Raw genomic sequence first — 16621 nt, forward strand, 5'->3', positions numbered from 1 at the left:
GTGAAATTATGGATTTTAAATTCAAAGTTGTAAAAGATGGAGATAGATTGGATAGCTACTTATCTAGTAATATGGGAGAATACTCTAGAAGTTTTTTAAAGAAACTTATTAAAGATGGCTATGTATTAGTAAATGAAGTAGTACAGAAACCAAGATATTCTATAAAAGAAGGTGACTTTATAACAGTAAAAATCCCAAAGGAAGCTCCTATAGAGTTAATTCCTCAAAAGATTGATTTTGATATAGTGTATGAGGATGAGGACATAGCTGTTATAAATAAACCTTTAGATCTAGTAGTTCATCCAGGGGACAAAAACCCAGATGGAACACTAGCAAATGGATTAATATACCACTTTGATAAACTATCAGACATAGGTGAGAGCTTGAGACCAGGAATAGTTCATAGACTTGATAAAGATACTTCTGGACTTTTAGTTATTGCTAAAAATAATTTTTCACATAAATTTTTAGCAGATAAATTTAAAAAAAGAGATGTTAAAAGAATATATATATTGATAGTGAAGGGAGTATTAGAGAGAGATAGAGGAACTATAGATGAACCTATTGGTAGAGATGAAAAAAATAGAACAAAGATGGTTGTAAACTATAAAAATGGGAAAGAAGCTATAACCCACTATAAAGTTTTAGAGAGATTTGACAAATTTACTTTGGTAGAAGCAAGTTTAGAGACTGGAAGAACTCACCAAATTAGAGCCCATTTTGCACATATAAACCATCCAGTACTGGGAGATAAGGCATATTTTACTGGAGAGAGTCCGTTTAATATTAGTCATCAATTACTCCACTGTATTAAAATAGGTTTCTTTCATCCAAGAACTAATAAATATATGGAGTTTGAAACGAAGATACCAGTAAGATTTCAAAAGGCAATGCAAAAAATAAAAAAAAGCAGGTGAAATAATGAATATAAAAGCAAAGATATTAGATGAAAAGGCTATGAGAAGAGCTACTGTGCGTATAGCAAATGAAATTATCGAGAGAAATAAAGGTGTAGAAGATCTTATACTAGTTGGTATAAAGACTAGAGGAGTGCCTTTTGCATATAGATTATCTAAAAAGATCAAAGAAATAGAAGAGGTAAGTGTTCCAGTTTATAATCTAGATATAACTCTATATAGAGATGATTTATCAGAAATAGGAACTCAACCAGTTGTAAATGAAGACTTTAATGCAGATATAAGAGATAAAAATATAGTCTTAGTAGATGATGTAATTTATACAGGGAGAACTGTTAGAGCAGCTTTAGAAGCTTTGATAAAGCATGGAAGGCCAAAAAAAGTTCAGCTCGCAGTATTAATAGATAGAGGTCATAGAGAACTTCCAATAAGACCAGATTATGTAGGGAAAAATGTGCCTACTTCTAAGACAGAGATAGTAGATGTAAACTTTGAAGAATTAGACAATATAGATGAAGTAAATATAAAAGAAAGTTAGAAGATTAATCTTCTAACTTTCTTATATTTTCAACTAATTCCTTTTTAGGTCTTATATTTATAGTTTTAAAATTATCGTAAATGACCATTCCTGGTTTAGAGTTTTTAGATTTTCTTACATTTTTTTTCTCTGTAAAGTCTACAGAAACATTATTTGAATATTTAGCCTTACTATAAAAAGCTGCTAAAATTGCTCCTTGCTCTAATGTAGATTCAGGTATCTCATTTGTATCATTTCTGATAATTACATGACTTCCTGGCATATCTTTGACATGCATCCATAGATCATTTTTATTTGCAAATTTAAGTGTCAATTCATCATTCTGTCGATTGTTTTTTCCCACATATATATGATAATTATCTTTTGAAATATAATGATGTGGTTTAGATAATTTTTGTTTTTTATTTTTTCTTTTCTTATCCTTTTTTCCCCTTAAATATCCTTCAGAGATAAGTTCTTCTTTAACTTCATCTAATTCCTCTACTTCTTCAGCATTGTCAATACTATTTAATACATTTTCCAAGTATAAAATCTCATCTTGAGTTTGTGGGATTTGTGATTTTAATAGATTTTCTGCAGTTTTTAATTTAGAATATTTCTTATAATACCTTTGAGCATTTTCTATAGCTGATATCTTGTGATCTAAAGGAATTTTAATCTCCTTCATCTCTTCATCATAAAAATTCTTTAATTCTACATTCTTTGCTCCTTTTCCAATAATATGAGAATTAGCAGAAATCAAATCAGCATATACTTTATATTTCTCACGATCCTTGCTTTCTAGTAATTTAGTTTTTTGTTTCGCTACCTTGTTTAAAGCTCTATCTAATTTAGTTGTTAAAGTCTTTCTTATTGATTGAGATTTTTGATTTACTCTGTCAGAAGTATCTTTTTTTGTGTAGACTTTATCCAACAGTTCGGACACAGAATCGAAATTATATTTTTTATAATTTCCGAATTGATTTATATCCAGGCTATGAAAAGCTATTATACTATTAGATTCATCTAACACATATTGTGGCGAGTATTCATCATTACTTATATTTGCAATTATATTTTTAAAAGTAGTATATAAATCCTTCTTTTGAGTATTAGTTAAATTACTAATAGGTGTATCACCATCTATATTTGCTTTAAAACAGATTTCTCTACTGATTAGAGGGCTAAGACCTATATAATTAAAGTAAAAGAATTTAAATATCTTTATATTAGGTTTTTCACTAGTTAAAGCATTATAATACTTATCTTCTAAGAGATCAAGGGGATTTATTTTTTCACCTTCAGGTGGGAAGCTATACTCTAGTCCTGGCAAAATTTGCCTTACCCTACTCATAGAAATAGTTACTTTTTTTATAGAATCTATTATCTTATTTGTCTCACTGTCTAATAAAATTATATTGCTGTGTTTACCCATTATTTCAATAACAAGAGTCTTTTTAGATAGTTCTCCAAATTCATCTAAAAAAGATACATCAATTAATACAACTCTATCCATAAGATGTTGTCTAATATCTAGTATTTTTCCTCCAATTAAATATTTTCTTAAGACCATACAAAATACAGGAGGAGTTTGAGGATTTTTCTTAGAATGTTCTGTTATATAAATCCTAGGGTTATTACTACTTGAAGATAAGAGTAGTTTATAGTTTTTTCTATTTGAATGAATTAATAATAAAATTTCATCTCTCTCCTGTTGATATACTTTATCTATTCTACCACCTAATAAAAGCTTTCTAGCTTCATCTACTACTGATTTAGTTACTATACCATCAAATGCCATATATTATATTCCTCCAAAATTTATAGATTATTAAGAGTATATCATTTATTTAAGTTTTTATAAACCTTGATAAATTAATAGAGAGTTTTATTTCAATTAGAAAAGAATTTATATTGGGGGATTATAAAAAATAAAAATAGTTTGTTAGAGAATAAAAATATATTAATATTTTGTAATAAACTATAGCTTTAAAAGATAATAACATATATAATAATGAATTAACTTAAGTCATAAAGAGGTGAGAAAATTTGGTAAAGAGTATGACAGGTTATGGTATGGGTGAATATGAAAATCAAGAATATAGGTTTAAAGTAGAAATAAAGACAGTAAACCATAGATATAATGATATTTCAATTAGAATGCCTAGACATATTTCCTTTTTAGAGGATAGTTTAAAGAAAAGAATAAAAGCATATATTAAAAGAGGTAAGGTAGATGTATATATAAACTTAGAATATATAAATGAATCTGCTTTAGATATAAAAGTAGATACACAATTAGCCAAATCTTATAAATTAGCTTTAGAAGATTTAAAAAAAGAATTAAATTTAGAAGACAGTATTAGGCTAAATAATATCTTAAATATCTCAGATATCATAAAGCTTGAGAAAAAAGAAGTAGATAATGATTTAATTAGTGAGAGTCTTTCAAGGGCAATGGAAGTAGCTTTGAATAATTTAGAAGGTATGAGGAAAGCTGAAGGAGAATCTCTAAAACAAGATATATTATTAAAATTGGAATGTACAGAAAAAAATATAGAGATAATAGAAAAAAGAGCTCCTCTAGTAGTATTAGAATATAAAGAAAAGTTACAAGACAGAATAAGAGAATTAGTAGATAAAAATTTAACTCTAGATAAAGAAAGAATTAGCACAGAAATAGCCCTATTTGCAGATAAAAGTAGTATTGATGAAGAATTAGTAAGGCTAAAAAGTCATATAAATCAGTTTAAAGCAATATTTAAAGAAGATGATGCTATAGGAAGAAAATTAGACTTTTTAATTCAAGAATTTAATCGAGAGATAAATACTATTGGAAGCAAATCAAGTGATGTATGTATTTCAAATACTGTAGTAGACTTAAAGTCAATAATAGAAAAGATAAGAGAACAAATTCAAAATATAGAATAAGGGGCTGTTTTCATGTCAATAAAATTAATAAATATTGGTTTTGGAAATGTTGTGTCGGCAAATAGAATAATATCTGTAGTAAGTCCTGAATCTGCTCCTATAAAGAGATTGATACAGGAAAGTAGGGACAAAGGAGTATTAATTGATGCAACTTATGGAAGAAAGACCAGAGCTGTTATAGTTACAGATAGTGAACACATAATACTTACAGCTATTCAACCAGAAACTATTGCAGGTAGATTTAGTTCAAAAAACGAAAATGATGAATAATATAGAAAGATGGTGGATTAAATTGTCTAAAGGATTTTTATTAGTTATTTCAGGCCCTTCAGGATGCGGTAAGGGAACAGTGAGTGAAGCATTATTAAATAGAAATAAAGATATTATATTTTCTATTTCTGCTACTACTAGGAAAAAGCGACCTACTGAAGAAAATGGAGTAAATTACTTTTTTTTAGAAGAAGAAGAATTTAAACAAAAAGTTGAGAACAATGAATTTCTAGAGCATGCCTTTGTTCATAATAATTATTATGGTACTCCTAAGGATTTTGCAATTGAACAAATTGAAAAGGGAGAAATTGTATTATTAGAAATTGATGTCCAAGGTGCTTTACAAGTAAAAAAGAATTATAAAAATGTAGTTTTTGTATTTTTATTACCACCTACAATGGATGAGCTTAAAAATAGAATTATAAAAAGAGGTACAGAGTCTAAAGAAGATATTGAGAGAAGATTTAAAAATGCCTTTAAAGAATTGGACTTTGTAGGTGAATATGATTATTTTGTAGTAAATGACAAAGTAGAAGATGCAGTATTAGATATAGAACACATTATAAAAGCTGAAAAATTAAGAGTGAAGAGACATAGCAATATTAAAAAAGAAATAATAGATAAGGGAGGAATATAAATGCTAAACCCACCATTGGAAAACGCATTAAAAAAAGGAGACAGCAAATATACTTTAGTAATGCTTACATCAAAAAGATCTAGACAATTAATAGCTGGAGCTCAGCCTTTGATAGAAACAGATTCAAAAAAACCTGTAAGTATTGCAATGGAGGAAATATCAGAGGGGAAAGTTACCTATGAAAACCCTTCTAAAAACAGTATAAAGTAGGTGAGATAATGTTAAAGGGAAAAACTATTATTTTAGGTGTAACTGGAGGCATAGCAGCATATAAAGCTTGTGATCTTGTGAGCAAACTTAAAAAGCAAAATGCAACAGTAGAAGTTATAATGACAGAGGCAAGTGAAGAGTTTGTAAATCCATTGACTTTTCAGACTATGTCAAACAATCCAGTTCATACAAGTATGTTTAATAAAATTGATCACTTTGATGTGGAGCATATATCTTTAGCTCAAAAGGCAGATGTGATTTTGATTGCTCCTGCTACGGCAAATACTATAAGTAAAATAGCTAATGGAATAGGAGACAATCTTTTGACTACAGTAGTAATGGCATCTAAATCAAAGATTGTATTTGCTCCTGCAATGAATACTTGCATGTACAATAATCCAATAATTCAAGATAATATGAATAAATTAAAAAGCTTAGATTATGAATTTATAGAACCTGCTACAGGTATCCTTGCATGTGGAGATTATGGAGCGGGTAAAATGGCAGAACCTGTAGATATAGTAAATTATTTAATAAATAGTTTTAACAATGAAATTACAAATAATAAGGATCTCAATAACAAAAAAGTGGTAATAACTGCAGGTCCAACTATAGAATCAATAGACCCAGTGAGATTTATTTCAAATCATTCCAGCGGGAAAATGGGATATTCTTTAGCCAGGGAAAGTTTTCATAGGGGAGCAGAGGTAGTTCTTATATCTGGACCTACATCAATCGATCCTCCAGAAGGAGTAAAACTTGTAAAAGTAAAAACTACCTTAGAAATGTTTGATGCGGTTGGAAAGTACTTTGATGATTGTGACGTTTTAATTAAAGCAGCTGCCCCTTCTGATTATAGGCCAGAGGAGATTAAGGATAAAAAAATCAAAAAAACTTTATCTAAAGATGAAGTTTTAAGTATAAAGCTAGTTAGAAATCCAGATATTTTAAAGCATTATGGAAGTCAAAAAAAGGATCAAGTAATAGTAGGCTTTGCAGCTGAAACAGATAATATAGAAGATTATGCAAAAAAGAAATTAAAGAGTAAAAACTTAGATTTTATAGTTGCAAATGATGTAACAAAAGAAGGCGCAGGGTTTAAAGCAGATACAAATATAATTACGATTATAGATAGGGATAATAATCTAGAGACTTATGAAAAAATGGATAAGTCTCAAGTTGCTAAAGTCATATTAGGTAAGGTTAAAGAAATTATAGATAAGAAGAGCTAGATATGCTAGCTTTTCTTTTTTAAATGAAGGAATGATTATATGGCGAAAAAATATGCTAGAGTAATAGTTGATAATAAATCCTCTCAAGTAGATAGATTATTTACTTACATTGTAGATGAGAAATTTTATGATATACTAAAAGTAGGAATGAGAGTTGTGGTACCTTTTGGGAGAGGGGATAAGTATATTAAGGCTTTAGTAGTTTTTTTAGAAGATGAATTTACAGGTAATTATAGATTAAAGAAAATAATCGATATAATAGATGACAAGCCCTTAGTTAGTAAAAATTTAATAGAGCTAGGCTTGTGGATGAAAAGAGAATATTTATCTTCTTTCAAAGATAGTCTTAAAACTATATTGCCACCAGGAGATTATAAGGATATAAATACTTTTATTAGATTAATAGATAATAATTATAGAGCTAAATCAGAGGAAGAGAAAAAAATAATAGATTATCTAAGCTCTAAAGATGAAGTACTCTTAGATAGGATAAAAAAAGATTTAAAAATTACAAACATAAATATGCATTTAAACCTTTTAGAAAATTTAAATATTATAAGTAATACAATAGATATCCAAACTAGAGTTAGAAAGAAAAAAAAGAAGTGGATAAGATTAGACTTAGAAAGCTATAATTTGGATGAAATAAAAGATATAATTGGAAATAGAGCTAAAAAGCAACTAGAAATAGCAATGTATCTAAATGAAAAAAAAGAAAGCTCTTTAAATCAGATATTAAAGGATTTGAACACTTCTCTTAGCATAGTAAAGCGCTTAGAAGAAAAAAAAGTTGCAATAATCTTTAATAAAGAAGTACAAAGAAGTCCTATAAAAAGAGAAATCTTAGAATATAAAAAGCATATTTTAAATTCTAAGCAACAAATTGTATATGAAAAAATCATATATAATTTAGAAGAAAATAAAAACATAAACTTTTTGTTGCACGGAGTTACAGGAAGTGGAAAGACAGAAATCTATCTACAATTAGTAGAATACATGTTGAATAAAGGCAAAGATACAATTATATTAGTTCCTGAGATATCTCTTACTCCACAGACAATAGATAGGTTCATAGGGAGATTTGGAAATGAGGTAGCTATACTCCATAGCAGATTATCTCAAGGAGAGAGGTTTGATCAATGGAGAAGTATAAAAGAAGGAAAGACTAAGATAGTTGTAGGGGCAAGATCAGCTGTATTTGCACCATTTTCTAATTTAGGATTAGTAATAATAGATGAAGAACATGAATCCACATATAAATCTTCTCAAAACCCTAAATATGACACAATAGAAGTAGCTAAAAAAAGAGGTGAATTAGAAGGCGCAGCTTTAATATTAGGTACTGCCACACCTTCTATGGAGACTTATTATAAAACTGAGATAGGGGAAATTGAGTTACTTGAATTAAAGCATAGAGTAAAAAAGCAAAATATGCCTGATGTAGAAGTAATAGATATGAGAGAAGAACTAAAAGATGGAAATATGGGTATATTTAGTAATACACTATATGAAAGTATAAAAGAGGTTTTACTTTTAAATAAGCAGATAATATTATTTTTAAATAGAAGAGGATTTTCTACATTTGTATCTTGTAGGAATTGTGGATATGTAGTTAAGTGTGATAATTGTGATGTTTCTATGACTTATTATAAAAATGGGAATAGACTTAGATGTAATTATTGTGGAATCACAAAAATGCCACCTAAAATATGTCCTACCTGTGGTAGTAAATATATAAAATATTTTGGAATTGGAACAGAAAAAGTAGAAGAAATTACCAGAGAACTTTTCCCCCATGCTAATATAGTTAGGATGGATAGTGATACTACTACTAAAAAAGGTAGTCATGAAGATATATTAGAAGCTATGAAGAGAAAAGAAATAGATATATTGATTGGAACTCAGATGATTTCTAAAGGCTTAGACTTTAAAGATGTAATTCTAGTTGGAGTGATTGCTGCAGATACTACACTTAATTTGCCAGACTTTAGGTCTGCAGAAAGGGCATTTCAGCTTATAACACAAGTAGCAGGTAGGTCTGGTAGAGGGGATGTAGAAGGTAAGGTAATACTACAGACATATAATCCAGAGCATTACAGTATTGTACATGCTAAAGACCAAGATTATCTTAATTTTTATAAAAAGGAAAGATCTTTAAGAGAAGAATTTTTATATCCTCCCTTTATAAACTTAATTAATATATTGATATATGGAGCTGATAAGACTAAAGTTGTTAAGACTTCAAATAAGATATATAATATAATTGGAAAAGAAACATATGAAATTTATAAGGAAGACTATAGAAAATATATAATAGGTCCTTATCCTGCACCTTTAGAAAGAATAAAAAATAATTTTAGATGGCAGATAATATTAAAAGTAGAAGATGGATATTTGGAGAGGTTTAAAAATAGATTAAAGGAAATATGTATAAATAGAAGTCAAATAGATATAGAGGATATTAAATTAAGTATAGACATTAATCCCAATACAATATTATAGGAGGTAAGAATATGGCATTACGTAAAATAAGATTAGATGGAGATCCAATTCTTAGAAAAAAATCTAGAAAGGTAGAAAATATAGATGATAGAATTTTAACTCTATTAGAGGATATGGAAGAAACTATGAGAGAGGCTGATGGGATTGGACTTGCTGCTCCTCAAGTGGGGATATTAAGAAGAGTGGTAGTAATAGATATAGGTGATGGAATTTTTAAAATGGTAAATCCTGAAATAAAAGAAACAGAAGGAGAAATTGTGGATATGGAAGGGTGTTTATCTGTACCAAGCTTATCAGGAACAGTTAATAGACCTGAAAGGGTAAAACTTCATTATATAAATGAAAACAATGAAGAAATAGAGCTAGAAGCAACAGGACTTTTAGCAAGAGCTATTTGTCATGAAGTAGATCACTTAGATGGGATTCTTTATACAGATAAAGTAATAGAATATATAAGTGATGAGGACGATAGTGAGGAGAATTTATAATATGAAAATAGTATTTATGGGTACTCCTGATTTTGCAGTACCAACTTTAGAATGTTTATTTTATGATGAAAATTATGATATAGATTTAGTTATAACTCAAGGTGATAAGAGAAGGGGAAGAGGTAAAAAAATAAAATTTCCTCCAGTTAAAGAAAAATCCTTAGAATTTCAGCTCCCCGTATATCAGCCTGATGATATAAATAGTGAAGAATCTATAAAAAAGATAAGGGATATTTCTCCTGATTTTATAATAGTAGTAGCTTTTGGGCAAATTCTAAAAAAAGAAATATTATCTATTCCTAAATATGGATGTATAAATGTACACGCTTCTCTTCTTCCTAAATACAGGGGTGCAGCTCCAATTAATTGGGCTATAATAAATGGAGAATTGGAAACAGGAGTTACTATAATGGAAATGGATGAAGGCCTTGATACTGGAGATATGCTAAATAAAAAATCTATAAAAATTTCCCAAGAAGATGATTATCCTAGTTTACATGATAAATTATCTGAATTGGGTGGAGAAGTTCTTATAGAAACTTTAAATATGATAGTACAGAAGAATGTGAAAAGAATAGCTCAAGATGATAGTTTGTCAAACTATGCTCCTATGATATTTAAAAATACAGGGAAAATAGATTGGAATAATTCTTCTCAAGACATTGTAAATAGAGTAAGAGGTCTTAAACCTTGGCCTACTGCTTATACAAGCTATAAAGGTATTTCTATGAAGATTCATAAGGCTAAAGTTTTAGATGAAGAATCTAAAGGTGAAATAGGTGAAGTTACAAAAGTTTGTGATGAAGGTATATATGTATCTACTAAAGATAAGACTTTATTAATAGAGGAGTTACAGTTTCCAAATAAAAGAAGTATGTCTGTTAAAGACTATCTTAAAGGGAATAGTATTGACAAAGGAGTCATTTTAGAGTAATTAGAAAGGAGCATTAAAAATGTATAGAGGGTTTTATGGGTTTTATGATAGCTATTGGTTTATATTGGTCTTGCCTGCCATGCTATTTGCAGCTTATGCTCAGATGAAAATTACTTCTTCTTATGATAAATTTTCTAGGGTAGATAGTAGAACTGGATACACAGGTGCAGAAATAGCCAGAATGATTTTGGATAGAAATGGGTTAAGACATATACAGGTAGTTCCTACTCCAGGAAAACTTACAGATCATTATGATCCAAGGACAAAAGTAGTTAGATTATCAGAAACTATTTATAGAGGAAGCAGCATAGCTTCCATGAGTGTAGCAGCCCATGAAGTTGGTCATGCTATACAGCATGATACAGGCTATTTCCCATTGGTTTTGAGAAGCAATATAGCTCCTTTAGTAAGCATTGGATCAAGACTTGTTTGGCCAATGATACTATTAGGCTTTTTAATTAGTCCCTTTTTTTTAGAACTAGGGGTAATTATATTTGCTGGGGTTGTTGCTTTTCAAATTATAACCTTACCTGTTGAATTTAATGCTAGTAAAAGAGCATTATTACAATTGGAAAATGGAATAGCCAAAAGAGAGACATTAGGGCCTGCTAAGTCTATGTTAAGTGCTGCAGCACTAACCTATGTGGCATCTACATTGGTTGCTTTAGCACAATTATTAAGACTTATTGGAATGTCAAATAGAAGAGATTAATAAGGGGTTAATACCCCTTATTTTTAAGTAATCAAATAGGAGTGGAAAATATGAATCCAAGAGAAATAGCCATGAAAATTTTATTAGATATAGATATTAAAGATGCTTATTCAAACATTCAAATAAATAATTATTTAAATAAAAACCTAGATGTTAGAGATCAGAATTTAGTTAGAGAATTAGTCTATGGTGTATTAGAAAACAAAATATATATTGATTATATGATTTCAAAAGTTTCCAAGATCAAAATTAAAAAAATCCACCCAAATGTTTTAGAGATTTTAAGACTTGGGATATATCAGATAATGTTTATGGACAAAATTCCAGAAAGAGCAGCAGTAGATGAAGGGGTAAAACTTGCTAAAAAGTATAGCAATAGAGGTGCAGCTGGGTATGTCAACGGAGTATTAAGAAATATAATAAGAAATAAGGAAGAAATAAGCAAGATAGACCATAAGGATACTGTTAAATATCTTTCAATAAAGTATTCTCATAATGAGGATTTAGTGAAAAAATGGGTAGAAACTTATGGCTTAGAGTTTACTAAAAATATTTTAAAAAAGAATAATGAGACTCCAGAATTAAATATAAGAGTAAATACTTTGAAAATTAATAGAGAAGACTTAATTAAAAAACTAAGGGAACAAAATATTATTGCTAAACCTCTAAAATACGCAAAGGATGGATTAGTTATTACAAATCCTAAAAATATTACGGGAATAGATGAGTTCAAAAAAGGATACTTTACTATTCAAGATGAAAGTAGTATGCTAGTTGCTCAAGTTATGAATCCTAAGGAGGGTTCAATAGTATTAGATGTATGTAGTGCACCAGGTGGTAAGTCTACCCATATAGCTCAAATGATGAATAATAAAGGTGAAATTATAAGTAGGGATATCTATAAGCATAAATTAGATTTAATTAAGGATACTGTAAATAGATTAGGAATAGATATAATAAAAGTCCAAAATTTTGATGCCTTAAATCTAGATAGAGATTTATTTGAGAAGATAGACTATTGCTTAGTAGATGCACCTTGTTCAGGATTTGGTCTTATTAGAAGAAAACCCGAGATAAAGTATAATAGAGGTAAAGAAGAAATAAAATCTTTATCTAAATTACAATTAGATATTTTAAATACAGCAAAAAACTATGTAAAAAAGGGTGGAATTTTAATTTATAGTACATGTACAATTGAAAGAGAAGAAAATATATTAAATATAGAAAAATTTATAAAGGCAAATGAAGACTTTCAGTTGGTAAGTATTGAAGATGAATTTATCTATAAGGAAAATTTAGACACCTTAAAGGAAGGATATATAGAGCTTTATCCCCATGTTCATGGAACGGATGGATTTTTCATTGCAAAATTACAGAAAAAAAATATATAATATAGAAAAGACTATATAGAAAAACTTTTAATGTAGTTTTTCTTACAATCAATAAAGAAAACTTTTCTATTGATTGTAAAAGATTGGAGGATTGTTGTATTGACCTGGTTAAATAATTTGACTCGACAGGAGACGAAAGAGTATATAAAAAATGTGGGGGAGAAACCCTTCAGAGGAGAACAAATTTTTTTGTACTTTAATAAAAATATGGGGTTGGAAATAGAGAACATAAAAGTATTATCTAAAGACTTAAGAGAAAAATTAAAAAACATGGCTAAGATAAATAAAATAGAAATTTGGAAAAGGTTCGATTCTAATATAGATGGTACAAAAAAATATCTTTTTTTATTAGAAGATGGTAATATTATAGAAAGTGTACTTATGAAGTATAAACACGGGTTCTCAGTTTGTATATCTACTCAAGTTGGATGTAAGATGGGTTGTGGGTTTTGTGCTTCTACTAAAGAGGGATTTATTAGAAACCTAAATTCTGTAGAAATGTTAAATCAGATATATATGATTCAAAAAGACATAGGACAGACTATAAGCAATATAGTCTTAATGGGAAGTGGAGAGCCTTTAGATAATTATGAAAATACTTTAAAGTTTTTAAATATAATACATGATGAAAAAGGACAAAATATAAGCTATAGAAATATAACTATTTCAACTTGTGGCATAGTGCCTAAAATATATGATTTGGCAAAAGAAAAAATTCCAATAACCCTATCTATTTCCCTACATTCACCCTTTGATAAAGAGCGGGAAGAGATTATGCCAATAAATAAACAATATAAAATAAATGAACTGATAAAAGCTTGTAAGTATTATGAAGAGACAACTGGTAGAAGAATAACCTTTGAATATACATTGATTAAAGGTGTAAACGATACTCCTTCTCATATAGAAGAATTATCTAGATTAGTAAGAGGATTAAATGCACATATAAATATTATTCCATTAAATCCAATAAAAGAGTATAATAAAGATAGGCCTAGTAAGTTCCATGTAGAAGATTTTTACAAAAAATTAAAGAAAAAAAATATTCAAGCATCCATTAGAAGGGAAATGGGAGGAGACATAAGCGCTTCTTGTGGTCAGCTTAGGAGAAACTATTTAGAAGAGTTAGAATAGCTTAAATGAGGTGAGACAATGATTATTAGATCAGTCACTGATATAGGACTTAAAAGACAAAAAAATCAAGATTTTATTTTTTCTTCAGATAAAAAAGATTTTCCTCTATTTATATTAGCAGATGGAATGGGAGGACATAATGCTGGAGAAGTTGCTAGCAAATTATGTGTAAAGATTATAAAAGAAGAATTTTTATCTAATAAAGAAAAATTAAAAGATGAAAAAGACCTTATTAAAACAATAAAGAAGTCTATAAAAGATGCAAATAGACAAATACATCTCAAATCTTTAGATTCAAAAGATTTTTATGGAATGGGAACTACTCTTACTCTTGCCTATGTTTTAAACAATAAGATATACATCGGCCATGTTGGAGATAGTCGAGCCTATTTTATAAACAAAAAAGATATAAAGCAAATAACAGAGGATCATTCTCTAGTAAACCAATTGGTTAAAAGTGGGAGTATATCAAGTGAACAGGCGAAAAACCATCCTAAGAGAAATGTTATAACAAAGGCATTAGGTGTAAGTAAAAGTGTAGAGATGGATATATATACATTAGAGTACAAAAAAGAGGATATCTTGATGCTATGCAGTGATGGACTAACAAATATGTTAGATGATAAGGAAATATTTAATATAATACATAGGGAAGATATTGATAAATCAATTAACACTTTAGTTAGTGAATCTAAAAAGAATGGTGGATTAGATAATATTTCTATAATAATAATTAAGTTTATATAAATGAGGTGAAGAAATGATCGGTAAGATTTTAGGTAATAGATATGAAATAATTGAAAACATCGGTGGCGGGGGTATGGCCTTAGTTTATAAGGCAAAATGTAAACTTTTAAATAGATTTGTAGCTATTAAAATACTAAGAGATGAATTTACTGGAGATGAAGAATTTGTAAAGAAGTTTAAAAGGGAGTCCCAAGCTGCAGCAAGTATGTCTCATCCGAATATATTAAATATATATGATGTTGGAGTAGAAGAAATTGATGATAAAACAATTCATTATATTGTAATGGAATATATTGATGGAAATACATTGAAAGAAGTAATAAAGAAAAATGGAAAATTAAAAGAAGATGAGACTCTTTATTATTCTCTACAAATTGCACAAGCTTTAAAACACGCCCATTCAAATCATATTGTACATAGGGATATAAAACCTCAAAACATTATGATAACTAAGGATAATAGAGTTAAAGTAACAGATTTTGGAATTGCAACAGCTGTTACAAGTTCTACTATTATAAATTCTTCAGATATACTAGGATCTGTTCACTATTCCTCTCCAGAACAATTTAGGGGAGGATATGTAGATGAAAAATCAGATATTTATTCTTTAGGAATTGTAATGTATGAAATGATAACAGGTAAAATTCCATTTAATGGAGAAAGTCCTGTATCTGTGGCTTTAAAGCATTCCCAAGAGGAGATAGTCCCTCCTTCTGAAATTAATAGTAGTATATCAAAATATTTAGAATCAATTATTTTGAAAGCTGTTCAAAAGAGGCAGGGAGACAGATATGATAGTGTAGAAAAGATGATTATAGATTTACAAACTTTAAAAAGCTCTAATAAACTTAATGAGCAGATAGATGAAAAAGGGGAATCACCTACACAAGTAATTCCCAATGTAAAAGGTGTTTTAAAAGATAAGGAAGTGAATAGTATGAAAAACACTAAAGCAAAGAAAGGGAAAAAGAACAAATCTGATGGCGGAATCAAGATGATCCTATTAGCTATATTTTTGGCTTTTTTGGTAGTTAGTAGTGTATTTTTTGGATATACAAGATTGAGAGGATATTTTGATGTAGGAGAAGCTATAGTACCTGATTTAAAAGGTATGCAGGAAGAAGAAGCAAGAGACACATTAGAAGATTTAGGTTTAAAATTAAATGTAGTTGGAACTGTTAAAAACTCAGAATTTGGAGAAGGAGAAATTGTAAACCAAAGTGTAGAGAAAAACTCAAAAGTTAAAGAAGGGTTTACTATAGATGTAAATATAAGTGAAGGAAAATCCTTAGTAAAAGTTCCATCTTTAGTAAATAGAACTTTAGAAGAAGCAGAAAGGATATTAAAAGACAGAGGACTGAGTATGGGGACTCCAAAATATGATTATTCAGATATAACTCCTAAAGATGTAGTTATGAAGCAAGAACCAGTAGCTGAACAGCTATTAGAGCCAGGATCAAAGGTAAATGTAGTAGTGAGTCAAGGTGAAGAATTAAAAATGGTTATAATGCCAAATTTAGTAGGAAAAGATATAATAGAAGCAAAGAGTATTATATTGGAGAAGGATCTGGCTATAGGAGAAGTAAGAAAACAATCTAGTGAAGATCAAAAAGAAGGTATAGTAACTTGGCAATCTTATGAAGCGGGATTTGAATTAGAAAATAAAACTGCTGTAGACTTATATGTAAGTTCAGGACTTTCTACTGAAGAAACACCTGAGGAGCCAGAAGAGCCAGAAGAACCATCAGAATCAGGAAACACTGAGCAAGTGGGTAGTGTAAAACCTATTACATTTAATTTGACTCCATTTACAGATAGAGAATCTACAGAGATAAAAATTATATCTAAAAAAGATGGTAATTCCCAAGAAGTTTATAAAAAATCTCATAAAGCTGAAGAGGGAGATATAACCATTGAATTAAAGGGAAATATAGGTACAGAGTTTGAAGTTTATTTTGATGATATATATCAATTTAGCAAATCTATAAAGGAATAGTGA

Annotated in this window: 16 protein-coding genes; 15 read left to right on the plus strand and 1 reads right to left on the minus strand. The window is 29.0% G+C overall.

Annotation, left to right across the window (positions count from 1 at the left end):
• The first annotated feature begins 8 nt into the window (after window positions 1-8).
• Together AC4PG3_RS06935 and pyrR are read left to right on the plus strand one after the other, a co-directional pair.
• Window positions 9-917, plus strand: a complete 909-nt coding sequence (locus tag AC4PG3_RS06935; protein WP_492195934.1) for an RluA family pseudouridine synthase — start codon at window positions 9-11, stop codon at window positions 915-917.
• Window positions 918-921: 4 nt separating this feature from the next.
• Window positions 922-1455: a bifunctional pyr operon transcriptional regulator/uracil phosphoribosyltransferase PyrR gene (gene pyrR, locus AC4PG3_RS06940; RefSeq protein WP_492195935.1), complete on the plus strand. Its 534-nt coding sequence runs from the start codon at window positions 922-924 to the stop codon at window positions 1453-1455.
• A 4-nt stretch (window positions 1456-1459) separates the two neighbouring features.
• Here pyrR and AC4PG3_RS06945 read toward each other — a convergent pair whose 3' ends face one another.
• Window positions 1460-3235, minus strand: a complete 1776-nt coding sequence (locus AC4PG3_RS06945; protein WP_492195936.1) for an Rqc2 family fibronectin-binding protein — start codon at window positions 3233-3235, stop codon at window positions 1460-1462.
• Window positions 3236-3483: 248 nt separating this feature from the next.
• On the opposite strand from AC4PG3_RS06945, the gene AC4PG3_RS06950 reads away from it, so the two are divergent.
• The 13 genes from AC4PG3_RS06950 (at window position 3484) to pknB (ending at window position 16618) form a co-directional block, all read left to right on the plus strand.
• Window positions 3484-4365 (plus strand): YicC/YloC family endoribonuclease, encoded by an 882-nt coding sequence (locus tag AC4PG3_RS06950; protein WP_492195937.1) that lies wholly within the window; start codon window positions 3484-3486, stop codon window positions 4363-4365.
• Window positions 4366-4377: 12 nt separating this feature from the next.
• Entirely contained in the window at window positions 4378-4635 is a 258-nt protein-coding gene (gene remA / locus AC4PG3_RS06955) for an extracellular matrix/biofilm regulator RemA (RefSeq protein WP_492195938.1), read from the plus strand.
• 22 nt (window positions 4636-4657) lie between these two features.
• A complete protein-coding gene (gene gmk, locus AC4PG3_RS06960) occupies window positions 4658-5272 on the plus strand; it encodes a guanylate kinase (RefSeq protein WP_492195939.1) in 615 nt (204 codons plus the stop codon).
• Window positions 5273-5482, plus strand: coding sequence for a DNA-directed RNA polymerase subunit omega (gene rpoZ, locus AC4PG3_RS06965; RefSeq protein ID WP_492195940.1), 210 nt, complete (start codon window positions 5273-5275; stop codon window positions 5480-5482).
• 8 nt (window positions 5483-5490) lie between these two features.
• On the plus strand, window positions 5491-6714 hold the full coding sequence (coaBC, locus tag AC4PG3_RS06970; RefSeq protein WP_492195941.1) for a bifunctional phosphopantothenoylcysteine decarboxylase/phosphopantothenate--cysteine ligase CoaBC: 1224 nt from the start codon (window positions 5491-5493) through the stop codon (window positions 6712-6714).
• Window positions 6715-6753: 39 nt separating this feature from the next.
• Window positions 6754-9216: a primosomal protein N' gene (gene priA / locus AC4PG3_RS06975; RefSeq protein ID WP_492195942.1), complete on the plus strand. Its 2463-nt coding sequence runs from the start codon at window positions 6754-6756 to the stop codon at window positions 9214-9216.
• 11 nt (window positions 9217-9227) lie between these two features.
• On the plus strand, window positions 9228-9704 hold the full coding sequence (gene def / locus AC4PG3_RS06980) for a peptide deformylase (protein ID WP_492195943.1): 477 nt from the start codon (window positions 9228-9230) through the stop codon (window positions 9702-9704).
• A gap of 1 nt (window position 9705) precedes the next feature.
• Window positions 9706-10638 carry a methionyl-tRNA formyltransferase gene (gene fmt / locus AC4PG3_RS06985; protein ID WP_492195944.1) on the plus strand — a complete coding sequence of 311 codons (933 nt, stop codon included), beginning with the start codon at window positions 9706-9708 and terminating at the stop codon, window positions 10636-10638.
• Window positions 10639-10657: 19 nt separating this feature from the next.
• A complete protein-coding gene (locus tag AC4PG3_RS06990) occupies window positions 10658-11350 on the plus strand; it encodes a zinc metallopeptidase (RefSeq protein ID WP_492195945.1) in 693 nt (230 codons plus the stop codon).
• Between the two features lie 50 nt (window positions 11351-11400).
• Window positions 11401-12741, plus strand: coding sequence for a 16S rRNA (cytosine(967)-C(5))-methyltransferase RsmB (rsmB, locus tag AC4PG3_RS06995; RefSeq protein WP_492195946.1), 1341 nt, complete (start codon window positions 11401-11403; stop codon window positions 12739-12741).
• Between the two features lie 117 nt (window positions 12742-12858).
• Entirely contained in the window at window positions 12859-13875 is a 1017-nt protein-coding gene (gene rlmN, locus AC4PG3_RS07000) for a dual-specificity RNA methyltransferase RlmN (protein ID WP_492198210.1), read from the plus strand.
• Between the two features lie 18 nt (window positions 13876-13893).
• Window positions 13894-14622, plus strand: a complete 729-nt coding sequence (locus tag AC4PG3_RS07005) for a Stp1/IreP family PP2C-type Ser/Thr phosphatase (protein WP_492195947.1) — start codon at window positions 13894-13896, stop codon at window positions 14620-14622.
• A gap of 13 nt (window positions 14623-14635) precedes the next feature.
• Window positions 14636-16618 carry a Stk1 family PASTA domain-containing Ser/Thr kinase gene (gene pknB / locus AC4PG3_RS07010; protein ID WP_492195948.1) on the plus strand — a complete coding sequence of 661 codons (1983 nt, stop codon included), beginning with the start codon at window positions 14636-14638 and terminating at the stop codon, window positions 16616-16618.
• Window positions 16619-16621 lie beyond the last annotated feature (3 nt).

It is taken from the genome of Tissierella sp. QWL-11 (genome assembly GCF_058683765.1).

Excerpts from the sequence above, each read along its gene's own strand:
- AC4PG3_RS06935 (WP_492195934.1), top strand. The coding sequence starts at position 9 with ATGGATTTTAAATTCAAAGTTGTAAAAGATGGAGATAGATTGGATAGC.
- pyrR (WP_492195935.1), top strand. The coding sequence starts at position 922 with ATGAATATAAAAGCAAAGATATTAGATGAAAAGGCTATGAGAAGAGCT.
- AC4PG3_RS06945 (WP_492195936.1), bottom strand. The coding sequence starts at position 3,235 with ATGGCATTTGATGGTATAGTAACTAAATCAGTAGTAGATGAAGCTAGA.
- remA (WP_492195938.1), top strand. The coding sequence starts at position 4,378 with ATGTCAATAAAATTAATAAATATTGGTTTTGGAAATGTTGTGTCGGCA.
- rpoZ (WP_492195940.1), top strand. The coding sequence starts at position 5,273 with ATGCTAAACCCACCATTGGAAAACGCATTAAAAAAAGGAGACAGCAAA.
- coaBC (WP_492195941.1), top strand. The coding sequence starts at position 5,491 with ATGTTAAAGGGAAAAACTATTATTTTAGGTGTAACTGGAGGCATAGCA.
- priA (WP_492195942.1), top strand. The coding sequence starts at position 6,754 with ATGGCGAAAAAATATGCTAGAGTAATAGTTGATAATAAATCCTCTCAA.
- def (WP_492195943.1), top strand. The coding sequence starts at position 9,228 with ATGGCATTACGTAAAATAAGATTAGATGGAGATCCAATTCTTAGAAAA.
- fmt (WP_492195944.1), top strand. The coding sequence starts at position 9,706 with ATGAAAATAGTATTTATGGGTACTCCTGATTTTGCAGTACCAACTTTA.
- AC4PG3_RS06990 (WP_492195945.1), top strand. The coding sequence starts at position 10,658 with ATGTATAGAGGGTTTTATGGGTTTTATGATAGCTATTGGTTTATATTG.
- rsmB (WP_492195946.1), top strand. The coding sequence starts at position 11,401 with ATGAATCCAAGAGAAATAGCCATGAAAATTTTATTAGATATAGATATT.
- AC4PG3_RS07005 (WP_492195947.1), top strand. The coding sequence starts at position 13,894 with ATGATTATTAGATCAGTCACTGATATAGGACTTAAAAGACAAAAAAAT.
- pknB (WP_492195948.1), top strand. The coding sequence starts at position 14,636 with ATGATCGGTAAGATTTTAGGTAATAGATATGAAATAATTGAAAACATC.